General features: G+C 45.1%; 19 protein-coding genes. 10 read left to right on the forward strand and 9 right to left on the reverse strand.

Going from position 1 to position 23671, the window contains the following annotated elements; translation table 11 throughout:
• The first annotated feature begins 286 nt into the window (after positions 1-286).
• A complete protein-coding gene (gene hemE, locus FDP09_RS07745; protein WP_137402123.1) occupies positions 287-1333 on the forward strand; it encodes a uroporphyrinogen decarboxylase in 1047 nt (348 codons plus the stop codon).
• 85 nt (positions 1334-1418) lie between these two features.
• Here the strand turns inward: hemE and FDP09_RS07750 are convergent, their stop codons facing one another.
• On the reverse strand, positions 1419-2015 hold the full coding sequence (locus tag FDP09_RS07750) for a hypothetical protein (protein ID WP_137402124.1): 597 nt from the start codon (positions 2013-2015) through the stop codon (positions 1419-1421).
• Positions 2016-2624: 609 nt separating this feature from the next.
• On the opposite strand from FDP09_RS07750, the gene FDP09_RS07755 reads away from it, so the two are divergent.
• On the forward strand, positions 2625-3347 hold the full coding sequence (locus FDP09_RS07755; protein ID WP_137402125.1) for a hypothetical protein: 723 nt from the start codon (positions 2625-2627) through the stop codon (positions 3345-3347).
• A 63-nt stretch (positions 3348-3410) separates the two neighbouring features.
• On the opposite strand, the gene FDP09_RS07760 is transcribed toward FDP09_RS07755, so the two are convergent.
• The 5 genes from FDP09_RS07760 to FDP09_RS07775 form a co-directional block, all read right to left on the reverse strand.
• Positions 3411-3995, reverse strand: a complete 585-nt coding sequence (locus FDP09_RS07760) for a hypothetical protein (protein WP_137402126.1) — start codon at positions 3993-3995, stop codon at positions 3411-3413.
• Positions 3996-4680: 685 nt separating this feature from the next.
• A complete protein-coding gene (locus FDP09_RS07765) occupies positions 4681-5286 on the reverse strand; it encodes a hypothetical protein (RefSeq protein ID WP_137402127.1) in 606 nt (201 codons plus the stop codon).
• Positions 5287-5725: 439 nt separating this feature from the next.
• Positions 5726-6208 (reverse strand): hypothetical protein, encoded by a 483-nt coding sequence (locus FDP09_RS23995; protein ID WP_229683308.1) that lies wholly within the window; start codon positions 6206-6208, stop codon positions 5726-5728.
• A gap of 116 nt (positions 6209-6324) precedes the next feature.
• On the reverse strand, positions 6325-6876 hold the full coding sequence (locus FDP09_RS24000) for a hypothetical protein (RefSeq protein WP_229683309.1): 552 nt from the start codon (positions 6874-6876) through the stop codon (positions 6325-6327).
• Between the two features lie 644 nt (positions 6877-7520).
• A complete protein-coding gene (locus FDP09_RS07775; protein ID WP_137402128.1) occupies positions 7521-8255 on the reverse strand; it encodes a hypothetical protein in 735 nt (244 codons plus the stop codon).
• Between the two features lie 460 nt (positions 8256-8715).
• Here FDP09_RS07775 and FDP09_RS07780 point away from each other — a divergent pair, with 460 nt between their 5' ends.
• Entirely contained in the window at positions 8716-9207 is a 492-nt protein-coding gene (locus FDP09_RS07780; RefSeq protein WP_137402129.1) for a hypothetical protein, read from the forward strand.
• Between the two features lie 30 nt (positions 9208-9237).
• Here FDP09_RS07780 and FDP09_RS07785 read toward each other — a convergent pair whose 3' ends face one another.
• Together FDP09_RS07785 and FDP09_RS07790 are read right to left on the reverse strand one after the other, a co-directional pair.
• Positions 9238-12264, reverse strand: a complete 3027-nt coding sequence (locus FDP09_RS07785) for an SbcC/MukB-like Walker B domain-containing protein (protein WP_137402130.1) — start codon at positions 12262-12264, stop codon at positions 9238-9240.
• Positions 12265-12266: 2 nt separating this feature from the next.
• On the reverse strand, positions 12267-13490 hold the full coding sequence (locus tag FDP09_RS07790) for a metallophosphoesterase family protein (RefSeq protein WP_137402131.1): 1224 nt from the start codon (positions 13488-13490) through the stop codon (positions 12267-12269).
• Positions 13491-13976: 486 nt separating this feature from the next.
• On the opposite strand from FDP09_RS07790, the gene FDP09_RS07795 reads away from it, so the two are divergent.
• On the forward strand, positions 13977-14504 hold the full coding sequence (locus tag FDP09_RS07795) for a septal ring lytic transglycosylase RlpA family protein (protein ID WP_308420989.1): 528 nt from the start codon (positions 13977-13979) through the stop codon (positions 14502-14504).
• A 670-nt stretch (positions 14505-15174) separates the two neighbouring features.
• On the opposite strand, the gene FDP09_RS07800 is transcribed toward FDP09_RS07795, so the two are convergent.
• Entirely contained in the window at positions 15175-16089 is a 915-nt protein-coding gene (locus FDP09_RS07800; protein ID WP_137402133.1) for a bestrophin family protein, read from the reverse strand.
• Positions 16090-16422: 333 nt separating this feature from the next.
• Here FDP09_RS07800 and FDP09_RS07805 point away from each other — a divergent pair, with 333 nt between their 5' ends.
• From FDP09_RS07805 to FDP09_RS07830, 6 genes are all read left to right on the forward strand, one after another.
• Complete coding sequence (locus FDP09_RS07805) at positions 16423-16770, forward strand: LytTR family DNA-binding domain-containing protein (RefSeq protein ID WP_137402134.1); 348 nt, start codon at positions 16423-16425, stop codon at positions 16768-16770.
• On the forward strand, positions 16739-17659 hold the full coding sequence (locus FDP09_RS07810) for a sulfotransferase (protein ID WP_137402135.1): 921 nt from the start codon (positions 16739-16741) through the stop codon (positions 17657-17659). Before FDP09_RS07805 ends, FDP09_RS07810 begins: the two co-directional genes overlap by 32 nt.
• A gap of 240 nt (positions 17660-17899) precedes the next feature.
• On the forward strand, positions 17900-18106 hold the full coding sequence (locus tag FDP09_RS07815; protein WP_137402136.1) for a hypothetical protein: 207 nt from the start codon (positions 17900-17902) through the stop codon (positions 18104-18106).
• Between the two features lie 63 nt (positions 18107-18169).
• Positions 18170-19231 carry a BF3164 family lipoprotein gene (locus FDP09_RS07820; protein ID WP_137402137.1) on the forward strand — a complete coding sequence of 354 codons (1062 nt, stop codon included), beginning with the start codon at positions 18170-18172 and terminating at the stop codon, positions 19229-19231.
• A 304-nt stretch (positions 19232-19535) separates the two neighbouring features.
• The gene (locus tag FDP09_RS07825; RefSeq protein WP_137402138.1) at positions 19536-20609 is read left to right on the forward strand and encodes an efflux RND transporter periplasmic adaptor subunit; all 1074 of its coding nucleotides are present in this window, start codon (positions 19536-19538) and stop codon (positions 20607-20609) included.
• A 3-nt stretch (positions 20610-20612) separates the two neighbouring features.
• Positions 20613-23657 carry an efflux RND transporter permease subunit gene (locus tag FDP09_RS07830; RefSeq protein ID WP_137402139.1) on the forward strand — a complete coding sequence of 1015 codons (3045 nt, stop codon included), beginning with the start codon at positions 20613-20615 and terminating at the stop codon, positions 23655-23657.
• The last annotated feature ends 14 nt before the right edge of the window (positions 23658-23671 follow it).

The following is a 23671-nucleotide window of genomic DNA, read 5'->3' on the forward strand; positions in this document are numbered from 1 at the left end:
CATCAACACCTTTGCGTTCTTCATCATTCCATATTTTATAGATTGATTATACGCTTTCATGCCAGTAGATTATATTTCTCACTGACTGAATGCACAGAATCCCCAGAATGAAACAAGGCATTGCTGAGATTTCCGTGGTTTCTGTGAGCACTTGTACAAATGCGGCCATACATAGTTTATAATGACAATACCACAAAGACCAGAAGACACCATGTTTTTTTCAGAACCAAAATCCATTTCCCCAATACAGTTCGTATAATTTAGCGCAATCAACTATCTTTGCGCCATGCAATTGAAGAACGACTTGTTATTGAGAGCGGCCCGCGGCGAGCAGGTGGAACGCACCCCTGTTTGGCTGATGCGTCAGGCCGGAAGGATTTTGCCCGAATACAGGGAAGTACGAAGCAGCGTAAGTGGCTTTATCGAACTCGCCCAGACCCCATCGCTGGCAGCAGAAGTCACCTTGCAGCCAGTAGACTTGCTGGGTGTGGATGCGGCCATTATTTTTTCGGATATATTGGTCATTCCAGAAGCCATGGGGCTGCCCTATGAGATGATCGAAAAACGGGGGCCAAGATTCCCCAACACTGTTTCTTCAGCAGCAGACCTCGACAAACTGAGGATTGCAGATGGCGTGGATGACCTTAGCTATGTCATCGAAGCCATCAAGATTACCAAAAAAGCCCTTAACGGACGAGTACCATTGATCGGCTTTGCCGGTGCACCTTGGACGATCTTCGCCTATATGGTCGAGGGATCGGGAAGCAAAACTTTCTCTAAATCCAGGGCCATGCTGTATCAGGAGCCGGTATTGGCAGAGCGACTTTTGGATATGATTACCAAATCCACCATCAACTACCTCAAGGCCCAAATAGCCGCGGGGGCGGATATTGTGCAGATTTTTGACAGCTGGGCAGGCATCTTACCGCCAGACCATTATCAAAAATACGCCCTGAAATACATTTCCGAAATCTGCGATGCCATTACGGAAGTACCTGTAACGGTATTTGCCAAAGGTGCCTTCTTTGCACGAGAGGAAATGGCCAAGCTGAACTGTGAAACCATCGGCCTCGACTGGAACATGGGCATTGCCGAATCCAGAAGGCTCATTGGCGACCAGAAGACACTTCAGGGTAACTTAGACCCAGCAGCTCTATATGGTTCGGCAGCAGAAGTGGAAGCCGCCACCAAAAGAATGCTGGACCAATTCGGTACCGGTAGGCACATTGCCAACCTCGGTCATGGTGTGTACCCGGATATTGATCCCGAAAAAGTAAGGGTGTTCATTAATACGGTCAAGGAATACAGCAGTCAGCTTAGGGAAAAAGTATAACCAAGGCCCTCCGTTTTATAGAAAAGAAAAAGGGCTGTCACGTATTGACAGCCCTATGCCCAAACCTATGCTAATTTGTGGGATCTTAGAAATAAATATACTTCTTTCTCCCTTGGGCATCCTTTATCCGCACATAAAGGCCTTCTACGTCTCTGTTGGTGAATCGGTAATTTCGCTCAAATCCTTCTTCTACATTTACCGCATCAGAAGCGATTCGTTTGTTGGTTTCGTCAAAAATGTCCACTTGAGTTCCGGGAACCTTTATTCCCAGTACCTTTAAGTTGATCGTGTTTTGATCCTTTGCACGTCCGTAGGCTACGATGGGCATGTCCATTACCACCTTTTTTTCTTCGGTCAATACCTCATATGTGATCTCTTCGTCCTTGGTTTTGATCTTGATCTTATAAGCCCCTTCTGGTAGGTCGTCCAGGTTGTAAGGTATTTTCAATGCTTTGTTTGCTCTATACCTGTTGACGGCTAGTATCTTATTGTCCTCATTTAGTATGAGGATCTTTACCTTGCCTACCGGGGCACCCAAAGTGACTGACACATGCTTGTCAGTGGCCTCAACCATGGTGTTGGCCATTAAACTTTCTTTTTTTGCCAAGGTATCGGGGTTAGCGGATGCATTGGCCAGGAAAATCATTCCTAATACAAAAACGGATGTGAATAATGCTTTCATGACGGTATTTGTTATGTTAATTGTAAGTTTTAAATTTTGATTGTGTTTGTGTTTTCCTATACACTAATCGCATACCACAACCATTTTTCTCCCTTTGGCACAGTAAAAAACGCCACTCAGAAAGAGAGCTGAACATTAAAAAATCATAAATCAAACGATATTGGCATCAGGTTTTTGGACCGAAAGTGTATCAAAATCAAAAAGGTGTTCGGGCAAATGATCGGAAACAATACAGTTTTTTTATTTTTCATGGTCCGTTGCACTACCTGTATTATTGTATCATGATGAATAAAGAAATTTAAAAAAATATTTTTTCATCCTTCCATTCGGCTGGAGTCCAAATAATTGATCGTTCAGAACTGTACTATTCCGAACACCTGAATGTACCATTCTGACACAAGCCCCACCTAATATCATTAAAAATGTGCTCCACACATTATCCAAAAGCACCACAAATTCCGGTGTTGAAATCAGTATATAAAAATCCACCGCTCTTTAACAACTCGTTTATACACGCTTTGAGGGCGTTTTATTGCTTTGGATTGCATAAAAGGACTCTTGGCACCCTGCTTGGAAGGTAATGCTGACAAACCAACTATTAATGAGATTATGAAAAAGCAATTATTGGTAATCGGACTATTCACTGCCGGTACATTGGGATTATTTTCCTGTAATAATGAAGATCAGGACGAAGCACCCAATGCTACGGTGAATGTAAAAGCCAGGGCAATAGCCGAAAACAGTGTCTTGGAGGAAGGCAATCCTGAAGAAAATGCCAGGACCATCGCAGGTGCCAATATCATCAGCACAGCACTGAGTATTGACAATGTTAGCCTGCAGGCATCAGGCGAAACCACCACTTCCGCCTCCATACCACTCGAGCAGCCGTCAATCATCGACCTTAGCTTAATAGAAAGTGCTCTGCCCATGACCAAAGCCATGGGGACGGTAAACCTGAAACAAGGAGACTATACAGGAATCACCCTACAGTTTAAAGAGGACACTGAGCTTACCGAAACCAATTCCATGTATGGAAAAACCTTAAAGATAGAAGGGAATGTCAATAGCCAGTTGATGTCCATCCATACAGATACGGAGGAAATGCTCTCTGCAGCTGCCACCTCGGGAGCCATCAGCATTTCAGGTGATCAAGAAGTTTTTCTTAATTTCGATTTAAATCGATTATTGGAAAACGTGGACTTGACCTTAGCCATGGACGGCAACGGGAATGGGACGGTTGAAATTGAACCGGACAATTTAGACGGAAACAGAGACATTTACCTGACCATTATCGGTAATCTTGAAAATGCACTTTACGTTTCTTCTGAATAAAAAATAAAAAGGGTGCTTCCAATAGATGGAAACACCCTTTTCTTCGTCTATTAAATATTTTGCTTACAGGGCAGAGATGTATTCTCCATCACCTGCTTCATTCCTTACTTCGAATACCAAATCGTCCAAAGAAGCTACTTTTTCGAATTTAAATACTTTACCGAATTTGTCGCCTTCAAAGGTTTCTTCGAAGATCACATTTCCTTGGTCAATGATTCTAACGAACTTCTTGCTGTCATCTGAAGACTTCACCAAGAAAGCTACATTGGTTTGGTCTAGAACCTTCACTTTTGTGAAATAGTTAGCTTTCACTTTTTTGGTACCTACGAAAAGGTCTTTGTTTTGGATAGTGCCTTGCTCAGGGGTAAATACTTCAAAGTGGTACTCACCATCAGCCAGTGCTGTAAGGTCATACTTTTTGGCAAATAATTTATCACTTGAGATGATGTCCTTGAAGATCACAGTGCTGTTTTCATCTTTGATTCTTAGCAGTACTTTGCTGCTAGGTACAGCCATGAACTTAAGTTCTACCTTTTTGTCTCCTACTTTCTCGATTTTAACGGTTTTCTCGTCCAGGTCAGATCCTGTCTTTGCGAATGTACTTACTGAAATACAGAACGCTACTAGTGTTGCAATAATTAATCTCATAACTAGAAAATTTTATAGAGTTTTTAGATTTCTTTTTTTCCCTTCAGCCTTCGTTGACTTTCCAGGTGGTTAGTTTTTTTTGAGCTTAATTATTTTGGGCGTGTAATTGCTTTTCTTTTTGATTACACTACAAATGTAATATGTAAGTGATATAATTACCAAATATTCAAAGAAAAATATTTATAATTAACGATTCAGTAATATTAGTGCTAAAGTGTTAATTATATCGTATTTGTTGATTTGATTCCCAGACCAAAATGACAAAATTAATTTTGAAGAATATTATTTTGTATTATAGACTAAATATAAAATTTAAATCTTGATAAATTTTTTTAAAATAAATGAAGCTACTAAAATTCGGATTTTATTTCAAACGATTGCATAAAAGCAATTTCGTTTCATGGTGATTGGTGGTCAATAATGAAAGGCAGGAAACAGCCAACTGTAAATATTGGTTTATGGATTTCTAAATTTTGTAAAGTGCATATCAATGCCCGTTTGCTTTTGGGACGATGTGGCATTTTTGTGTATTCGTGGAGGTACCATTATGAAAACTGGCTGTCCTTAACTATTACGCTTGGGCAGAAGTATGACTTGATCTGTAAGCTTCATATTGGCGTTTGTTCAAAAAGAAGACCGACTCTTTCGAGCCGGTCCTTATAAATACTTAGCTAAGAAGTGTAAATCAAAGGGCGGAGAGGTACTCTCCTGTACCCTTTTCGTCCCGTACCTCAAAAACAAGGTCATCTAAGGACGCGACTCTTTCGAAAGTAAATAATTTCCCGTATTTATCCCCCTCGAAAGTATCTTCAAAGATCACATGGCCTTCATCCAAGATACGGACGTATTTTTTATTAGCGCCCTTGGCCTTTACGAGCAGCGCCACTTTTTTGGAGTCAATTACTTTTACCTTTGTAAAATAATTGGATCCGGCAGACTTTTTCTCGCCTAATGTGATTTCAAAATTGTTGATCGTGCCATCCTGGCGGGTGAAAATTTCAAATTCATAATCACCCTCTGCCAGTGCAGATAGATCATAGTTCTTTTTAAATTCCTTTTCAGTTTTGATGATCTCTTTAAAGATCACTCCGCTGTCAGCATTCTTGATCCTCACCAAGACATTTCCTTTTGGTTCAGTCAAAAACTTTAGCTGCACTTTTTTGTCCCCGATTTTTTCAAGGATTGCTTTAGCTTCTTTTTCTTCTTTCTTGAGGTCGGTATGACCTGCAGTTACGGCCGATGCACCAAATGAAATGCTCAAAGCCAACAATGTTACAATAATTAATCTCATGGTTTTAGTGATTAAAGGGTTAACAATCTAACTCTTGTAAAAACCTCCCGATGGACTTCACCGGATTTTCTGAGGCTAATTATTTTGGGCAGGTACTATTAATTAATGAATCACGTGATTATACTTCAAACGTAAAAAAGAGAATTCGTTATTGCAAATACATTAATGAAAAATATATTAAATTAACATTTTGGCAATATATATGTTTCATGGTTAATGATTCAATATTTTCAATACGAAATCGTTTGCGTTGCTTAAATACCGCTTGCTTTAGCGGGTATTGAGGCGAATATTTACATTTTTGGTAATTTTGACCTCGAAAAAGCTTTTTTTGACACTGATCTTTTTTTTATCAATGGCTATAGCTCAAATGCAGATTGGCAAGTCAAATTAAGCTGTTCCAGTAAAATCTCCCTCTTGTGTTCCCTAAAAACAGGTTTTAGTCCTTCACCTTAAGTTTATAAAATACGTTATAATTCCTTTCCTCTTTAGGGTCTTGGTTGTCGTTGACATAGATAATCCCGTCTTCATCAGCAAAATTAATCCCTCCATGCACGGGCAATTCATCAATTACCCCCACTTGCTCCCCTCCTTGGACAAGCATATAATGGGGCTTGGCGTATTGTGCTGAAGCTTCCTTAAACTCTGGCAGCTTATAATACTCCTCGCTTTTGGCCCTGAGCTCCTTGAGGACATCGGAAGGAATCCGTGTATAAAAACCCACCAAAAAACCCTCTCCACACACCCTTAAGTCCGTGAATAAAGGATAATCCTCAAGCCATCTCTGGGCATCTAAGTTTACTTCCGGGGCTACTTCTGGTCGGTATCTGTGGGTGAGCTGTACTGTGTCCTCCAGCACGGGACGTTCTCCTGAAAAATCAAAAATGAACAGCTGATTGCCGACTGTTGGCAACAATGCCATTTTCAGTGATTTCCGATTGATAGTCACCAAAGGGAACGCCTGCCCTACAAAACGATTGGATTTTAGAGGTTCCCAGGATTTCGGGTAGGAAGTGATCAATTCGCTTTCACCGGTTTCTACCTCATATTCAAAGATCGTTTTTGCGTTGTATAAAAATCTGCCCCCAATTTCTCCGGATCAATTGCCTTATGGTCAAAAGCATTGGATTCTTCCCCCAAAATGTACGCAGCACCATTTTTCATAAAGGGATGAAAAGTAGTCCGGTTTGTGTTGATTGTAATGGAGAATATTCCTTTCTGAAGTGAAGGCAAGTGCTTCTTTCGTTTACCCTGATAATCATATAGGTAAAATCCGGTCATTAGGTTTTGTGCCACCCAGCTGGTGTCATTCAGCAAACGGTATCCTGTACCAAAGCTACCAATTCCATCAGGCCCCTCGTTTAGAATGTCAAATTCCTGGATCACTGTTCCCTGTTCATCCACCAATAAGGGTTGGCGGCTTTTGGTATTTCGAAGCAAGTAGTATCCCAAATCACTCCGATGGTCATCCATTACCAAAGGCTCCAATTCATCTACTATTAAGGAATCTACCACCTCCAGTTTCAGCTTGGCAGTCGGTCCTGTGGGGTTGCGCTTTTCGGATTTTCCACAAGAAACCAAACTTATCAAAACAGTTGCAGTACATATTAGGATAATTCTTAACGGTCTCAATTGATATGTCTATTTTTAGGTGCTGAATACTATTCAAAGGGGCAATTCGGTGCCACCGATATGGATGTTATACCATATGGCAAAGCGAGCGCCAATGGTCGTCCAAGATAAATAAAAGGTCCTATATGATTTACTGTAGGTAACTTTTATTTTGTTTGCCAAATTATAGCGTGACTATCACATTGTTACCTTGTTGTTTTTTTGCTTCAGGTCAAAAAAGTACCCCAAACCTGTCCGCCGGTGGTGGAAACCCCGCTTCGGTGAGGTGTTTGACTAAATTCAAGGCCAGCACTCTCGCAGGCAAGCTCCTCCATTCGAGCAGCAAACCAACTTTTTGTGCCGATTCACGTCAAACAATCCTGCGCCTTTTCCAGCTCATTTCTTTGATTTCCTGACGTCAAATACCTCAAGGCAGAACCGAAAATTCTTCATTAAAAAAAGATTATGAATCAACGATGCAATAGCTGATATTTTATCTTTACCCACTATAATCCATATAGAGCCTAAAAAGAGTCACAATTCAAGATCATGACTCCTTTTATTTCCAAAATTAGTACATAGCTTTCGTTACAAACGAAGGCGAGATTGAGCGATGTGTGTTTTTATTTGAATTCGCCATTTTTCAGTCGAAGTGCTTCTTCAAGGTGGGCTTCGATCATGTTGTAAACCGCTTCATTACCATCTTCGTTATGAGGGCCGACGATGATCATGCCGTCACCATCGCCATCTTGGACAAGTCCCGGATCGATGCCCATAAGGAGCTTGTCCATGTAGAGTTCAAGCACCAGTTCTTGTGTGCCGTTTACTTCCGTTCCAGGGTTGAATTTGATGTTGATGTTTTCTTCGATGTCCAGGTACATCATAGATGGGATACCTTTCCAATCTGCCTTGATCAGTACTGATTTTCCATACATTTCACTGTCTTCAGGAAGGTGGTCAGCCTTGGTGAGGTCAAAACTCATGTGTGTATAAAAACCATTTGGAGCCAGGAAACTTCCCATTCTGGATAGAAGGATATGTTCATCCGTAACCAGGGGCACTACAAACTTGGGTCCCTTATTTGGGGTAATCAGTGTAATCGGGAATGTTTTGCTGTCGGCAATTTTAAGGATCATTTTAACGTCCTTTACCGAGATGTTGACATCGGTGACTGTCACGTTCCTGAATACCAAGCTTCCATCGTCTCCTTCTGATGGAATATTAGTGCTTACTTTGGCTGAGAGGGTCACTTCGCTCTCTTGGACTTCTTGTGACTCTTCTGTTTGGTTACAGGATACTAGCAAGGCAGAAGTGGAAATTGCCAGTAAAAGATTTCTAAAAGTTGTTTTTTGATACATAATTGTAAAGTTTTGGTTAGTAATGAAATAGTGCTTGTTTATACTGTCGATATTACTTTAATAATCGCTGAAGAGAATATTGTTTGTAGCCAATTGTAAATTATCTGTATTTTCTATGGTAAATACCTGGTCATTAAAAATATGAGGTATAAATAAAAGGCAAATTTCAACGAAATGATGAACTGCTGCCTTGGGACAGTTTTCAATGTTGGTATATAGCTTATCCGCTTTCTTGCCAGTAACAACGGTTCTCGCAGATATATTGACGATTTACTTATCAACCCAAATCCCTCAAAATCAGGTGTGTTACAAGGATAGGTCATGTTGGGTGAAAGGCTTGGTGTACAAATAATCCTTTTAAGCGTACAAAAACGGGTTGTTTGTTTTTATAGTGTTGAATGTCATTGCTTTAGGGGGTATATTCGATTGTTTTAATATTCACTAGCCTTATTTTAAAGTCATGAAACCGTTTTCTTATTTTTACCTGTTTGGAATAGCCACCATTTTGTTTTTATCCTGTAATAATGGCGACGAAGAGCCAGACCCAGTGAGTGGAGGCGGCGGTACCTTGACGTTGAGCGGAGATGAAGCCCATTATACGTCTGGAAAACTCGAAGTCAGCGAGACGGCCTATGGTCGGGCGGATTTGACTGGTCTGGAAGAGTCCTTGGTGGCGGTGTCCAGTGGAATTTCCATTCCCAATACTCCAGATGAAGAGCTGGTTCCCGAAGGAGGTGATCTGGAACAGCAGTTCGTCATAGTGGCGTCTGAATTGGCGATTTCCATGAGCATTTTTGCCGATGGTACCAAGCGGGATTACGTTTCCAATGTTACCAATCCCATCAATGTGACCATCAACCAAGAAGCCAAGGAAGTGGTTTTTAATGATGCTGCGGTGGTCAATGCTGATAATGGTTCTGTGCTGACCCTAAACGGCACCTTGACATGGTGATTTTCCCTAAAAGGATAAGCTAGCTGCCCGTCAAAACGAATAGCTTACCTGGCTTCCTTTTTCTGAATCGAGTGCTACTTCTGCATAAACTCCGATTTCCTGCTGTAGTTCTTCGACATGGGAAATTATTCCGACGACCCTTTTTTCATGCCTGAGGGATTTTAGGGTTTCGAATACTGTTCTAAGTGCATTTTTGTCCAGTGCTCCAAATCCTTCGTCCAGAAAGAAAAAGCTCTGGTCTGCGCGGTTCAGTGATTTTACTTTTTCTGCCAAGGCCAATGCCAGACAGAGGGATGCCTGAAAAGTCTGGCCACCTGAAAGGGTCTTGAGCAGCCTTTTTTTGCCCCCATTGAGGTGGTCTTTGACCCAGAAGGTGTTGCTGTCATCTACTGATAAAGTAAGGCTGTTTTTGGCCAATTGCATAAACCTGATATTGGCTGTTTGTACGAGCTCCTTTAGGTAGATATTGGATACATACTTGACAAACCCGCTGCCCTGAAATAGTCCATAAAGTTCTTTTAGGTTACTTTCTCTGTTTTCTACCAATTGGAAATCCTTCTTCAGTCGGGCTTTTTCCTCCAGTTTGGTATGAATGTCGTCGATTTCCTTCTGAAGCAGCGCCACATGTTTTTGAGTGGCCTCCAAGGTGGTTTTGGCCGTTTGGAAGGCGGTTTGGACGGTTTTAAACTGTTCTTGGTCAAATCCGGCGACCGCTTCTTCAGCTTGCAGGGCTTGTATTTTGTCCTGCATGATGTCTCGTTGCCTGTCAAAAACCTTGATTTGTTCTTGCAGCCTTTCGGGATCAAGTTGTTTTTCCAAGAGCTCTTTGACGGTTTGGATATTGGTGAAATCATGCTCCGCCATAGCTAGGGAAAGCGACTCATCGGTTTTTTCCAGCTTGGCTTTCACCTCGGTCAGCCGCTCATGGTATGTTTTCAGGTTTGCCAAGTTGGTGGTTTGTTGTTGGCGTATTTCATTCAAGGCATCCTGCGCCCTTGGCAAGTTTACTTCCAAGTCATCCAAATAGCGCTTTACCTTGGCAATATCCTCATCAATTTTCTGGGCACGTGCTGTCCTGTATTTTTCCAGAAGATCGGGAAAATTTACTTCAGCGAGTTTGGTTTCGATTTTGGTCTGTAGGGTTTTGACGTGTTGGTTGGTTTCTTGGTATTTGACCAGATCTTGCTCTGATCTAGCCAAAAATTCCTTTTGATCAGCTAGGAGGGATTTAAGCTGCTGTTGAAGTGTTTTTTCTTGTTTGAGGACTGCTTTGGCAGTTTGTAATTTCTGCTCAAGGTCCGACGAATCTTTTGCATCACCATTTCCTGTAAGCAGCACTTGGATACGTTGCTTTAGGCGATCCGCCTCCTGTTGTTTTTCGACTTGGCCTTTTTGGGTGTTTTCCAAGGTCAGATGTAGCTTTTCATAGCTGGATTGTGCCGCCCGCAACGTTTCCAATCGTTGACTGTGTCGCTGGATGGAATCATCGGTTTTTTCCAGTTTTTGGTCATCGAACTGATGTTCTAGCGGCTCGGGATGATCCAGGGCACCACATAGCGGACAGGGATCTCCTGCTTTCAACTGGCGGGCATAGGTGAACAAGCCCTGTTGCTGCAGGAGGTGCTCGCGGTCTTTTTGTCCTTGATGGAGTTGGTCGGTCGCTTGTTGGATTGCTGGAGCAAAATCAGCTTCCTGTAACCCGACTTCTTTTAGCAATTGTTCTATAGCGGATTGGGTAGCCGTTATCTCTTCCGAAAATGTGTTTGATTGTTGGGCAAGCAGGGCAGCCCTTTCATCCAGTTGCTTGATCTCCAGATAGGAAGATTCCAGTAGGCTTACCTTGTCCATTTCGGGAACATCCAAGTGCTCAATCGCTTTTCCTACCTTTTCTATTTGGTGTGCCAGCTTGTCTTTTTGTTCCTGCTGTGTACTGTTTTGGTGTTCAAGCTGATTGAGTTCTTGCTGTAAAGCAGATTTTTCAGCGGAAAGTTTGTTGAGTTCTTTGATTTGGAGCAGGTCTCTGATCCGTGCCTCTTTTTCTCCTTTCGTGCTATAGTCCTTATAAAGCTTTTGATAGCGGGTGTTTTTTTCTTCGATTTCTTGTTCGAACCGCGTTTTGAAGCGCTCACAGTCGGTTACGCTCACCCGGTATTTTTCCAGGTCAATTTCCAGTTCTTGAAATTGGTCAAGGAGGGGTTTTACATGGATGAGCGCCTTTTGGTATTGCTGGAGCAAAGTGCTTTTTTGTTGGAATTCAGGCAATTGTCGGTCCGATTCGGCCATCTGTTTTTTGAGCTGGATGAGCTGTTCTGCCTTTTCCTTTACCGCGAGGATACTGTTGAGCTGCTGTTCTTTTTCAGCGAGCTGTTTGGCCTCTTTTTCCCTTTGGGTCGTAAGCTGCTTCAATTGCCCTTCGGTGGTTTGGAGAGCCTCTTTAGAAAATGCCGCCAATCCCTCCAATTGGGTTTCGAGCTTGATCTTCTTTTCTTTTTCGATCGAAAGCAGCTGCTTGGTTTTTCCCGCCAGGTCAAAGCGCTCCAAGCCAAAAAGTTCTTTCATCATCTCGGCACGGTCTTTTGGTTTTTGCTCGATAAACTCCCTGAATTTTCCTTGGGGAATGATGACCGTCTGGCGGAAGTGGTCCATTTTCATGCCGATCAGCGCTTCGCCTTTGGCTTCCAGCGGAATCCAGCCATCGCTAGACTTTTCATAAAAAGTATGTGTAGCCGGCTTTACATCATCAAAATTCTTGGTATTTCGCTTGGCGATATAGGAAGCCTTATATTGCCGGGCATTGTTTTTTCCTGCTAGGAATTCAAAGTGGATGGCGATGCCGGGGCTTTGGAGGTTGACCATGCTGTTTTTTTCGCCTTTGCTGGCGAGCCTTTCGGTGGTGCCATAAAGTGCCAGCAAGATGGCTTCCAGTATGGAGGATTTGCCGCTCCCTACCGCTCCGAAAATACCAAAAAGCCCTGCGCCGGTCAGTTGGGTAAAGTCTATGGTCTGCTTTTCCTTGTAGGAATATAATCCTTCAATTTCCAGTTTTACAGGAATCATATCTATTCGTTTTGACTGATGATTTCGTTAAAAAGTGCACTGATCTCTTTGTTTGGGGCTACACCTTTGGCGCTTTGGTAAAAGCGGGCGAAGAGCGTCCCCATGTCTTTGCCCAAGTCCGCTGCCTGCAGACCTGTCCCATCCCTGTCCTGTTGGCCGGTAAGTCGGGGGATCAGATTGACAATGCCATCGTGGGCTTTCATGATGGTCTTTCGGGTTTCCGCATCGATCGAGGTGGCGGTTTCATAGATGATTTCTACGAAGCAGTAAGGGTTTTCTTCCAGCCAAGTGAGTGTATCGGCCAAATCGGAAAACGTCTTCTGATAAAGTGGTCGTCCTTTCTTGAGGGCAATAGGATGGTATTGGGCGGGGTTATTGGGTTTGACTTCTACCAAAACCACCTGTTTTTCCTGATTGGCTTCGCTAAAGCTATAGGCTAAGGGAGAACTACTGTACACCACAGGACAGGGCTGCTTGTCCACGGCATGATAGCGGTGAAGGTGGCCTAGCGCCGCATACTGGATACTGTCGGGGATCATGTGGGTGTAAAGGGCTTGGGTCCCTCCCACGTGTAAGATAGGTCGTTCACTTTCGGGTTCGGCTTCGGGTTTTTCACCTTCCCTCATAAAGAAGAAGTGGCCCATAAAAAGATTGACCCCGGCATCATCACAGTACTGGTTTGCGAGAGCATTCCACTTTTTGTCCAGCACTTCCCGTAAAGCAGCCTCTTTGTCTTCTTCTCCCAAGTATGTTTTCAAGAGCACTTCGTTGGCATAGGGCGCCAGGATAATGCGCACTGGAAAAGGGTGGTGTGGCAATTTAAGCTCCACAAATCCTGGGGAAGACTGCTTGATTTCCAGGCCGCTGTCCAACTTCCCAGGCGTGACCACTTGCTCATAGCTGCTGTAAAAAAGAATGCCCAATTCCCTGGCCAGCGGATCAGGGGCACTGATGAACTGGGTGCTGTCGTGGTTGCCAGAGATAGCGATCACCGGCCTTTTACCGTCCTTGGAGAGTCTGCGAAGGGTTTTGTAAAGCAGCTCTACCGCCTCATGGCTGGGATTGAAACTGTCAAAGATGTCTCCGGCCAGCAAGACCAAGTCCACCGCTTCACGATCTGCAATGGCGATCATCTCCTCCAGTACCAGCTGTTGCTCCGGCAGTCTGGAATATTCTTGAAGGCGTTTTCCTAAATGCCAATCAGCTGAATGTAAGAGCTTTAACATATTTTAAAAAGGTCGGTTTTTCGTTTTAATAGAAAATCAGATTAAATTTAGGGGCTTAAATATTGGTAAGCAAACCAAATAGTGGATCAAAAGTGCGAAAAGCCCAATATATTCACTGTCCAGAATATACTGCATTACATGGCCGTTTTGTCCAGGGCAAACGTATTTATGACGTCATGGAGTTGTTTAATTCAGGCAAAAAGCGTCAGACCGAACGGAGTCGAGGTCCAACGTCTAGTCTTCGACTTTAGTTTATCCTGAGCTTGTCGAGGGGCTCAGGCTGACATGTCCTTACTAATAGTTTAAAAGCGATTTCCCTGCTGTTTTGTCCGCTCCAAGCAGTAATGGCGAGGCATTTCTGTAGCAGGGAAAGTTTGCTTGTCTTTGGGACAGTAGGCAAGTATTGGTCATTTGCGTACGGTTTGTGCATGTGGGTTTATGATACCCGTTTGAAAATCTGGCATTTAAATTGTGAAGCCGATGTTTATGAGGAAAATATTGTTTTTGTCCCTGTTATTGAGTGTGTTAGGGATAGGGAGATTGTTGGCGCAGCCGACCGATTTGGGAGTGGATTCTACATTGGTGATAGAAGAGGGGATAGCAAGTTACTATGGTCGCTTTTTCCATAACAGGAAGACAGCCAATGGTGAGATCTTTGACATGGAAGGAATGACTGCGGCGCATAAAAACCTGCCCTTTGGCACGATGGTACGGGTGACAAATCTCCGAAACGGTAAGGAAATCATCGTGAAGGTAAATGACCGCCTGCCCCAAAACTCCAAGCGCACCATCGACTTGGCAAAGGGTGCCGCAAGAAAGCTCGGCATGATCCAGATGGGGCTGGCACCCGTGGCCATCAGTGTATTAAAACCGCAGGGGATAGCCCGGCTGATGGATTATTATGAAGATGATGTCCCCACCGGCCTAAGGCTGAGAATGTACCTCAAGCCCATCGCGGTCGAAAAAGATACTACCGTGATTTTTGCTTGGCCTTTTGACCCCCTGGCCTTTTGATCCCCTGGCTTTTTACCCCCTGGCCCCCTAAAAGGGGGGAGTTGCTTGGCTAAGGGAGTTTCTTGTCGATATGGCGGCTTCACCTTCAAACTTTTCTACATTGAACCTTTCGACTTGTTCTTACCCCCTGGCCTCCTAAAAGGGGGAATAGTTGCTTGACTAAGGGAGTTTCTTGTCGATATGGCGGCTTCACCTTCAAACTTTTCTACATTGAAACCTTTCGACTTGTTCTTCCCCCTGGCCTCCTAAAAGGGGGGGTAGTTGCTTGACTAAGGGAGTTTCTAACGATATATTGGCTCCACCTTCCAACCTATCTACATTGAAACCTTTCGACTTGTTCTTACCCCCTGGCCCCCTAAAAGGGGGGGAGTTGCTTGACTAAGGGAGTTTCTTGTCGATATGGCGGCTTCACCTTCAAACTTTTCTACATTGAACCTTTCGACTTGTTCTTACCCCTGGCCCCCTAAAAGGGGGGATAGTTGCCTAGCTAAGGGAGTTTCTAACGATATATTGGCTTCACCTTCAAACTTTTCTACATTGAAACCTTTCGACTTGTTCTTCCCCCTGGCCTCCTAAAAGGGGGGGTAGTTGCTTGACTAAGGGAGTTTCTAACGATATATTGGCTCCACCTTCCAACCTATCTACATTGAAACCTTCCAACCTTTCCCCCTTACATCACATATTCGTCATTGATGGGGCTGACGGGATCGGGGATGTGTTCTTCATGGATCATTTCCAGTAGATTGATTTCGATGGTACGGGTGATCTGGTCCAGGGGGATTCCGGTGGGGATGGGCTCAAATGGATTTAAAATGGCTTGGCCGATAAAGTGAATGGTATGGAAGACATAGCCAATGATGGTGCCAAAAAGAATGGCGCGCCAGCCTACCGTGGGCGCTACTGCCAGTGTAAAGGCAATGTTAAAAAGCCAAATAAAGGCCTTGGTATAGTAATTATAGGAAGTGGGGAAGACGGTGTTTTTGATCCGTTCTGATTTGCCCATCTCGTCGCAGAACCGGGTGATTTCCCTGTTGAGCTCCAAAAATTCGAAACCATCTATAAGTTTTTCTTTTCGCCAGGTTTTGAGTTCCATAGTCTGAAGACTTAGGATGGCATTGTGTATATTACTTTCGTTTTTGATGATATCGAGATCGCTTTGTATGAGGTATTTTTTGTACTCATGGTCGTTTGTTCCACGCAGCTTTTCCTTTAGAGCATACAGGAAGGCAATATGACGTTTGATGGCATATTCTTTCATCAGCTGTAAGTGCTGCCCTTTGATTTGGTCTGTGGGGATGGGGAACAGGAGGGCATGTCTTGCCCACGTGCGAGAGCTATTGACCATGGCACCCCATATTTTTCGTGCTTCCCACCAGCGGTCATAGGACTGGTTATTGTTAAAACCTATAAAAAAGGCCAGGGCCGTGCCCAGGATAGAGGGGATGATGGAGGGCATTTCGAAGTGGTACTGGATAAAATACCGGTAGAAGAAATAAGCCATCGAGCAGGTCAAGGCGACCAAAATCGTGTTTTTCCAGGTCCCCCTGACTATGCGGCTCAACCTGATGTCATGTGTAATGATCATGGTGGGAGTCTTTTTTGGTAATGTAAACAATTTACGAAAAAGTTGATGGAAAGAAAGGGAGGCAAATGGGGGAAGTGCGGATTCAGCTTGCTGCAAACGAAGAGGATTTTTTGGGTGTGCCAAGTCCAGTCCTCTTCGTTATGCTTGGTAAAAAATTTCATACTACAAGCTTTTAATGTTTTGAAAAATTGTTTTTTGATGATTGTAAAAGTATATAATATTACATATGCTTATGATTTATTTGTTTTTTCTTAAAATACCCCACATGGGGTATTTGCTACTATCGTTTTTTTTTTTCTTGTATGAGAATTTATCTAATCCAAAACAAAATATTTGGAACAACTTTTTTTGAGAAACGAAACAAGTGCTGCCAACATCCCATTGGAACGGATACTTTCTCTGGAGGTGAAAGATTACTATTTGGTCTGTCATACCGTCTGTGGCAAGGACTTTTGCTGTAGTAAGCCGTTAAATGAAATAGAGGGAGAATTGCCGCCGTACTTTATACGGATCAATAGAAACACCATCGTGAATTTACAAAAGGTAAGGTTGGTGGATTTTAAGGAGAGAACCATTTTTATGAATGAAAAATTGGCCTATCAGTTAGCTGTTAGGAGAATGAAAGCAATACGTAAAGCAATCAATGAATATGAAGCATTTAGAAGGGATATTGGCGAGTAAGCATTTTCTACCAGAGGATAGCCTGGTAATTTTCGGCGAAGCCAGAAGTGGGAGTACCTGGCTAATGGAACTCCTCGGTCATATCCCCGGTTCCATTATCAATTGGGAACCGCTACATGAGGAAAGGGGAGTAGTTCCTGTCGCTTTGAATTGGGGAGACCGGCCTTATATTCCAATTGAAGATAAGCATGCAGAATATGTGGACTGTATCAGGGATATATTGTCCCTCAGAAAGTATTCCGATTGGACGATTGGCAAGAATTCCATAGAAGACTTAGTAAGTGGAAAATTGGTTCTGACCAAATTTGTCAGGGCCAACTTGCTGCTCCCTTGGATGTGCCAACACGTCAAGTTCAAGCATAAACCTGTGCTACTGGTGAGGCATCCTTTAGATACCAGTCTTTCGCAGCTTATGGCGTTTGGAAGCGGAGTCAATGATTATGGTGAAATTCCGCCGTGTATTAACAATGCCCGTTTCACACAACATAGGGAGATGATGCAACAAGCTCAAAATGATTTGGAGTATAAGATCGTCCTTTGGTGCATCAATAATATGCCGGTTTTGGAAAATCCAGGATTACGGGATATGGTAGATGTGGTCTATTATGAAGATTTGATCATCGATCCCCGGAAACAACTCCGTTCGCTTTTAGGACGGATCATTCCCTATAAACATATTTCGAAAGTAATGTCACGCATTCCATTAAGGGCTCCCAGCGAGACGAATTTGCGGGGACGACTGGAAAACAGTCCTATAAAACAACTTTACAAAAATATTGATGGCATTGATTATAGCCAAAAGGAGCGGATTCAAAATATTTTTGACCACTTTGGATTGAAGCTGTACAATGCCTTTGATCCTTTTAGGTTCTGTAACAAACCTTGGTGATTAACCCCCGTCCCCTTAGCGGAGCCGAAAGGGACTGGGTAGTAGCGGGACGGAAAGAAACCTACCAATGTTTGTATTTAGTAAATGCAAAGAGCTGATTTAACATCATCTAAGATTTCTACGTTCACGAGTTGAAACCCTACGCTCACGGGTTATACCGGTACACTGTCCCTTTTGTATTGATATTTTGTTTAGGTTGTCGGTGTAAATCAATTCTTTAACCAAAAAACAATTTAAAAGATGAAAAAGAAAAGAATGTTACCAAAAGTAGTGATGGCTGCGAGTGTAGCTGCCATGGGCGTAGGTGTTTTTCAGACTTTTGATGCGGAGGCTCAGACCACTGGAGGAGGAGTATGTTGTCAAATGAAGGATAAGACATGCTATCATCCTGACAATATATCCTTCGCCGATTCCATTTGGAAAAGTGGAGCGAGTACCTGTAGTTAATTTGAATGCTTGCCCGACTAGAAAGTACTTTTGTTCTGGTCGGGCTTTTTTAAACAAAAAATAATGAGAAAATTAAGTTTATTGATGTGTCTTTTGCTTCTTTTTTCTTGCACGCAAGAGAAAGAAGAAGTATTCCCTAACTATGAAGTCAAGGTTTTTATGAGGGATGATATTCTAAATACAAAGTTCCTGAAAGGAGAAAAACTTGATTTTGGGGAATTCTTGGAGCCTCGGTACATTATGGTAAATGAGGACTATATCTTAGTTTGCGAAAACGGCTTGAACGATATTTTCTATGTATATGACAAAGAAGCACTAACCTATGTGAAGAGCATGGGGAAAGATGGCTTTGGTCCTGGAGAGATATCCAGAAGTAATTTTTTGCACAAGGGGCTGAGCAAGGGGGATTTTTGGGTGTATGATAATGAAGGAAGAACCTTCAATAAATTTAATCTCTACAATGATACCAGTAAACTCGCCGTAAACCAGATAAAACAAACGGACGCCTTGGCATCAGCAACGAATTTCGTCCCCATCACAGACTCGACCTTTATGGCGATGGCAATGGATAGCGAATACAAATTTTTGGAATATAACTGGAATGGGGATTTAATAAACACTTATGGTAAGTGGGAGCATATGTCAGAGGAAAGTTTCTCTTCATTTATCCTGTTTGTTGTAAACCAAGGAAAGCTAATTGGATCTGCGGATAGAATTTTTTTTGGAATCTGTGGAGTTCAGAGAGACTATATAGATATCCTAAATCGTGAAACGGGTAAGGTTTTGTCCATAAGAGGGCCAGAAAATATAGACCCTGAATTCGAAATTGATAATAGTCGAGGATTTGATTATCCATTAATGAAATCAGACGAGACCCATTATAGAGGCTTGTTTTTTGGAAAGTCTTCGATTTTTGCGCTGTATTGCGGATTTACCGATAAGGAGAGCATAGAAAAGCAGGAATCTAGAATATTTGAATTTGATTATAATGGAAATGTTCGAAATGAATATATCCTGGATTATTCGATACTGTCGTTTACAGTGGATGAGGAGGAGAAGATGTTTTATTGCGTGAGCTTCCACGAAGAAGACCCTAATGTAGTACTATTTTCATATGACGAATAAAGTAGAATTGATTTCTGGAAAAATATTGTTTAGGAAATATCTCCACCAGAACACTTCCTTTTCAGATAAATTAGGTCTAATAAATGGCAAAAGCGTATCCATCCTATATTTTTCCAGTTTGGAAGATCCGATATATTGCGAAAATAGAAGCTAAATATAAAACATGAAATGAACCTTATGTTTGGCATAGGAGGAGTCGGGACATTAAAATCATCCTTTCTTCTTTAGAAAAGCCACAAATCTCCCTTTGCTTTTAATTAAAATTTTAGTTAATTGAAGAAGTCAACATTTTATTATCTTTTCCATGAATGCAAACAGTTTATTTTTACTGCTGGTTTTACCGTTTCTTTTTTCCTGTGAAAACAGTACGGAGAAACAAGAGGAAATCCCCCTCGAATCCATGCGCAATGAAGTGTCCGCCACCAAGGTGACGGTGGCCAAGGCCGAGAAGCGCTCTTTTGACTACCTGATCAATGCCTCGGGGAAGGTGGAGGCAGGCCAGCAGGTAATGGTGGTCATCGAGCGGCAGGGTTACCTCAAGGAGCTGAACGTCCAGGAGGGCCAGTATGTGGAGGCCGGGACGGTCATCGCCCGTCTGGACAATACTGACAATGTTTTCAGAAAGGAAAAGGCCCTGGTGCAGCTCAAAAATGCGCAGGCATCCTACAACAGCGAAAAGCTGGGTTTCGGCTCCATCCTGGAGGGAGAGGACCAAGATCATATTGGCCAGCTTGACGAGCAGTTGAAGGCCAGTAGCGGCCTGCTGTCCGCAGAGATCGAACTGAAGGAAGCGGAGCTGGAGCTGGCCAAGGCCACCATCAAGGCTCCCATCTCCGGCAAGGTGGCCGACCTGCAGTTGAAGCCCGGCAGCCTCGTCAATGCGGGAGAGGAACTTTGCGAAGTGCTCAATACCCATAACCTGCTGCTCAGTGTAAAGGTGCTCGAATCCGACATTCCCTTTATTTCCCTCGGCCAGACGGCGGAGGTCTATCCCGTTTCTGCCGGCACGGGCACACTGTCCGGCAAGGTGGGCAGCATCAACCCCAAGGTGGACGAAAATGGCTTGGTGGAAGTGGGCATCAAGCTGGCAGGTACCCAGAAACTGCTTCCCGGCATGAACGCTCGCGCAGTGATCCGTGCCCCGCAGTCGGACAATGTGGTGGTGCCCAAGCAGGCACTGGTCTATCGCTCCGGTCGCCCGGTGGTCTTTACCGTCAACGGCCAGGAGGCCAAGTGGAACTACGTGGAGGTAGGCAAGGACAATGGCCGCGAGATAGAAGTTCTTGACGGCGTCAAGGACGGGGAAACCGTCATCACCAGCAACAACCTGCAGCTGGGGCACCAGGCACAGATCCAGATCACAAAAGAAAACGAATAGCCCATGGTCAGATTTTTATTGGCGCGGCCGATTGCGGTGACCATGGTCTTTGTGGCCCTGATGGTGTTCAGCCTGATCGCCTTCACGAAGCTTCCTGTCTCGCTGCTGCCGCCCATCGATGTGCCGCAGATTGTGGTCAAGGTGAACTACCCCAATGCCTCGCCCGAGGCCATCGAACAGAACGTGCTGCGCCCGGTGCGGGAAAGCCTTATTACCCTGAACGGTCTGGAGGACATGCAGAGCAAGGCCGGCAGCGAAACGGGCACTGTACGGCTGCAGTTTGCCTACGGCACTTCCATGGAGCTGGCCTATATCGAAGTGAACGAAAAGATCGACCGATTGACCAACAGCCTTCCCGAAGAACTTTCCCGCCCCCAGGTCATCCGCATCAACACCAATGACATTCCCATGGTCCGCATCCAAGTGGTGCCCAAGGAAGGAACAGACTACGCCGAGGTGACCAAGCTGGCCGAAAATGTCCTTAAAAAGCGCATCGAACAGCTGGAAGGGATTTCCCTGGTGGACATCAACGGCAAGCAGGAACGGGTGATCACCGTCCGCCCGGACAAGGCCGTGCTGGCAGGGCTGGGCCTGGGCGAGCAGGATGTGGTCAATGCCATCACCTCCGGCAACCGCGAGCTCCCCGGCATCAGTGTCAGGGACGGCCAGTACCGCTACTTCCTGCGGCTGGCCACACGCGTAGATACGCCGGAGGACATCGAAAACCTTCCTGTCAGTGGGCCGGAAGGCCGCTCTGTACAGTTGGGCAAGGTGGCCGAGGTAGGATACCGTATGGGAGAGACGTTGGGGTACCACCTTTATGGACCCAAGGAAGGATTGGTGATCACGGTCCACAAGCAGGCGGCGGCCAAGATGAACGAACTCATGGAAAAGGTCCGGGGATCTGTGGACCATTTCAAGCAGGATTATCCGCAGGTGGATTTTGCCATGACCCAGGACCAGAGCACCCTGCTCAATGCCGGGATCACCAATCTGCAGACCAGCCTGCTCTTTGGGGGGATCTTCGCTTTTGGGGTGCTCTTTATCTTTATGGGCAACTACCGCATGCCGGTAATCATTGGCCTGAGCCTGCCTACATCGCTGGTGATCAGTTTTTTGGTCTTCCAGGCGGCAGGTATCTCCATCAACGTCATCTCCCTGAGCGGCCTGGCCCTTGGGCTGGGCATGCTGATCGACAACGCCATCATCGTCCTGGACAATATCACCCGAAAGCGCCAAGAGGGACTTCCCCTTTTCGAGGCCTGCGTGCAGGGGGTGAACGAGGTGATGTCCGCACTGATCAGCTCGGTGCTGACCACCTTGGCGGTCTTTGTGCCGCTGGTATTTCTGAGCGGGATTTCCGGCGCCCTGTTCCTGGACCAGGCGGTCTCGGTGGCGGCGATCCTGTTCGTGTCGCTGGTGGTGGCCTTTGTGCTGCTGCCACTGCTGTACCGGGTGTTCTTTGCCCGTAAAGCCTGGGAAGGCAACCGCGAGGACAGCCCATTTTTCAGGAAGATCACAAAGCTGTACAAAATGGGCTACCAAATGGTCATGGCCAACAGGAAGTGGAGTTTGGCACTGCTCTTTGCGCTGATCCCGGTGTTTTTGTTGGTGGGGACCGTTTTGCCCACGGAAGGGCTGCCGCCCATTGCCAAGAAGGATGCCGTGCTGGAGGTGGACTGGAACGAGCCCATCGGCGTGGAGGAAAACCGTGACCGCGTAAAGGGCGTCATGGCCAGCTTGGAAGGGGATTTTGAACAGGCAGAAGCGGATGTGGGCGTGCGGCAGTTTTTGCTCTTTGACGGGGAGAATTCCGTGCAACAGGCCACGGTGTACCTGGATTTCAAGGACGAGCTGTCCAAGGAGAAACAGACGGCCCGTTTGGAAAAAATGCTGGCGAGGGACTATCCCCGGGCCGCCGTGGAGATCAGCGATGCCCCCAATGCCTTTGACCAGTTGTTTGCTTCTGACATTCCCCATTACGAAATGCGCTGGAAGGAGCTGGAAAGCAAGCGGCCGGTTCCCGCAGCGGAGATGGGGCCCTGGCTGGAAGAGCTGCCGGTGACCCATTGGAAAAAAGGGCCCGGGCTGCAGGAGGAATCCGCGGTGCTGTTCCGCATTGACCTGGAAAGGCTGGCCCTGTACGGGATCGATATCGGTGCGCTGACCGGTGAGATCGAAAGGCTGTTTGGCCGCTATACCATCGATGAGATCAAGCGTTTCAGTGAGGTGACGCCCATCCGGCTGGAAGGCAATACATCGGATTTTATGGACATTCTCCGCAGCAACCACCTGGAAGGCAAGGAAGGCCAGCGCTACGCGCTCGACAATTTTATCAGGGTAGGTTATGAAAGCCACTACAAGTATGTCACCGCGGACAAGACGGGCATCTATCAATCGGTCAGTTTGACGGGCGCCCATCCGGAGAAGCAGGAAAGCAAACTGAGGGAATGGGGTCGTGGAAAGAATTTAAGCGTGTCCTTTGCAGGACAATACTTCAGGGACCGGGAAAATATCCGGCAGTTGATGGGGATCCTTGGCGTGTCGGTGCTGCTGCTGTACTTCATCCTGGCCGCACAGTTTGAGAGTTTTGTACAGCCGCTGATCGTGATCTTTACCCTGCCGTTGGGCATTGGCGGGGCGCTGCTGATGCTCTGGCTGACGGGCACTTCCCTGAACGTGATGTCCGCTATTGGCCTGGTGGTCATGCTGGGCATCATGGTCAATGACGCCATCCTGAAGATCGATACCGTCAACCGGCTGCGGGAGCGCTATGCCTCGGAGCATTCAGGAGAAACCGACACGGAAATCCTTGACCGGGCACTGTACAAGGCCGGGGAAATCCGCCTAAAGCCCATCCTGATGACCTCGATCACCACCATCCTGGCGCTGCTACCGGTGGTGTTCAGCTCCGGACTTGGAGCAGACCTGCAGCGGCCCTTGGTCTTCAGTGTCATCGGCGGCCTCACCATCGGCACGCTGACGGCACTGTATTTTGTGCCGCTGGCGTATTGGGCAGTAAGTAGGGAGAAAGTAGCAAGTAGCTAGTATCAAGATTGGAG

The sequence above is a fragment of the Echinicola rosea genome (assembly GCF_005281475.1).
Lineage (GTDB): Bacteria > Bacteroidota > Bacteroidia > Cytophagales > Cyclobacteriaceae > Echinicola > Echinicola rosea.

What these genes read in the sequence shown, in the direction of transcription:
- FDP09_RS07760 (WP_137402126.1), bottom strand. Translation starts at nt 3,995, where the DNA reads ATGAGATTAATTATTGCAACACTAGTAGCGTTCTGTATTTCAGTAAGT.
- FDP09_RS07785 (WP_137402130.1), bottom strand. Translation starts at nt 12,264, where the DNA reads ATGATTCCTGTAAAACTGGAAATTGAAGGATTATATTCCTACAAGGAA.
- FDP09_RS07815 (WP_137402136.1), top strand. Translation starts at nt 17,900, where the DNA reads ATGAAAAAGAAAAGAATGTTACCAAAAGTAGTGATGGCTGCGAGTGTA.
- FDP09_RS07790 (WP_137402131.1), bottom strand. Translation starts at nt 13,490, where the DNA reads ATGTTAAAGCTCTTACATTCAGCTGATTGGCATTTAGGAAAACGCCTT.
- FDP09_RS07820 (WP_137402137.1), top strand. Translation starts at nt 18,170, where the DNA reads ATGAGAAAATTAAGTTTATTGATGTGTCTTTTGCTTCTTTTTTCTTGC.
- FDP09_RS07765 (WP_137402127.1), bottom strand. Translation starts at nt 5,286, where the DNA reads ATGAGATTAATTATTGTAACATTGTTGGCTTTGAGCATTTCATTTGGT.
- FDP09_RS07755 (WP_137402125.1), top strand. Translation starts at nt 2,625, where the DNA reads ATGAAAAAGCAATTATTGGTAATCGGACTATTCACTGCCGGTACATTG.
- FDP09_RS07800 (WP_137402133.1), bottom strand. Translation starts at nt 16,089, where the DNA reads ATGATCATTACACATGACATCAGGTTGAGCCGCATAGTCAGGGGGACC.
- FDP09_RS07810 (WP_137402135.1), top strand. Translation starts at nt 16,739, where the DNA reads ATGAAGCATTTAGAAGGGATATTGGCGAGTAAGCATTTTCTACCAGAG.
- FDP09_RS23995 (WP_229683308.1), bottom strand. Translation starts at nt 6,208, where the DNA reads ATGGCATTGTTGCCAACAGTCGGCAATCAGCTGTTCATTTTTGATTTT.
- FDP09_RS07780 (WP_137402129.1), top strand. Translation starts at nt 8,716, where the DNA reads ATGAAACCGTTTTCTTATTTTTACCTGTTTGGAATAGCCACCATTTTG.
- FDP09_RS07795 (WP_308420989.1), top strand. Translation starts at nt 13,977, where the DNA reads ATGAGGAAAATATTGTTTTTGTCCCTGTTATTGAGTGTGTTAGGGATA.
- FDP09_RS07750 (WP_137402124.1), bottom strand. Translation starts at nt 2,015, where the DNA reads ATGAAAGCATTATTCACATCCGTTTTTGTATTAGGAATGATTTTCCTG.
- FDP09_RS07775 (WP_137402128.1), bottom strand. Translation starts at nt 8,255, where the DNA reads ATGTATCAAAAAACAACTTTTAGAAATCTTTTACTGGCAATTTCCACT.
- hemE (WP_137402123.1), top strand. Translation starts at nt 287, where the DNA reads ATGCAATTGAAGAACGACTTGTTATTGAGAGCGGCCCGCGGCGAGCAG.
- FDP09_RS07825 (WP_137402138.1), top strand. Translation starts at nt 19,536, where the DNA reads ATGAATGCAAACAGTTTATTTTTACTGCTGGTTTTACCGTTTCTTTTT.
- FDP09_RS07830 (WP_137402139.1), top strand. Translation starts at nt 20,613, where the DNA reads ATGGTCAGATTTTTATTGGCGCGGCCGATTGCGGTGACCATGGTCTTT.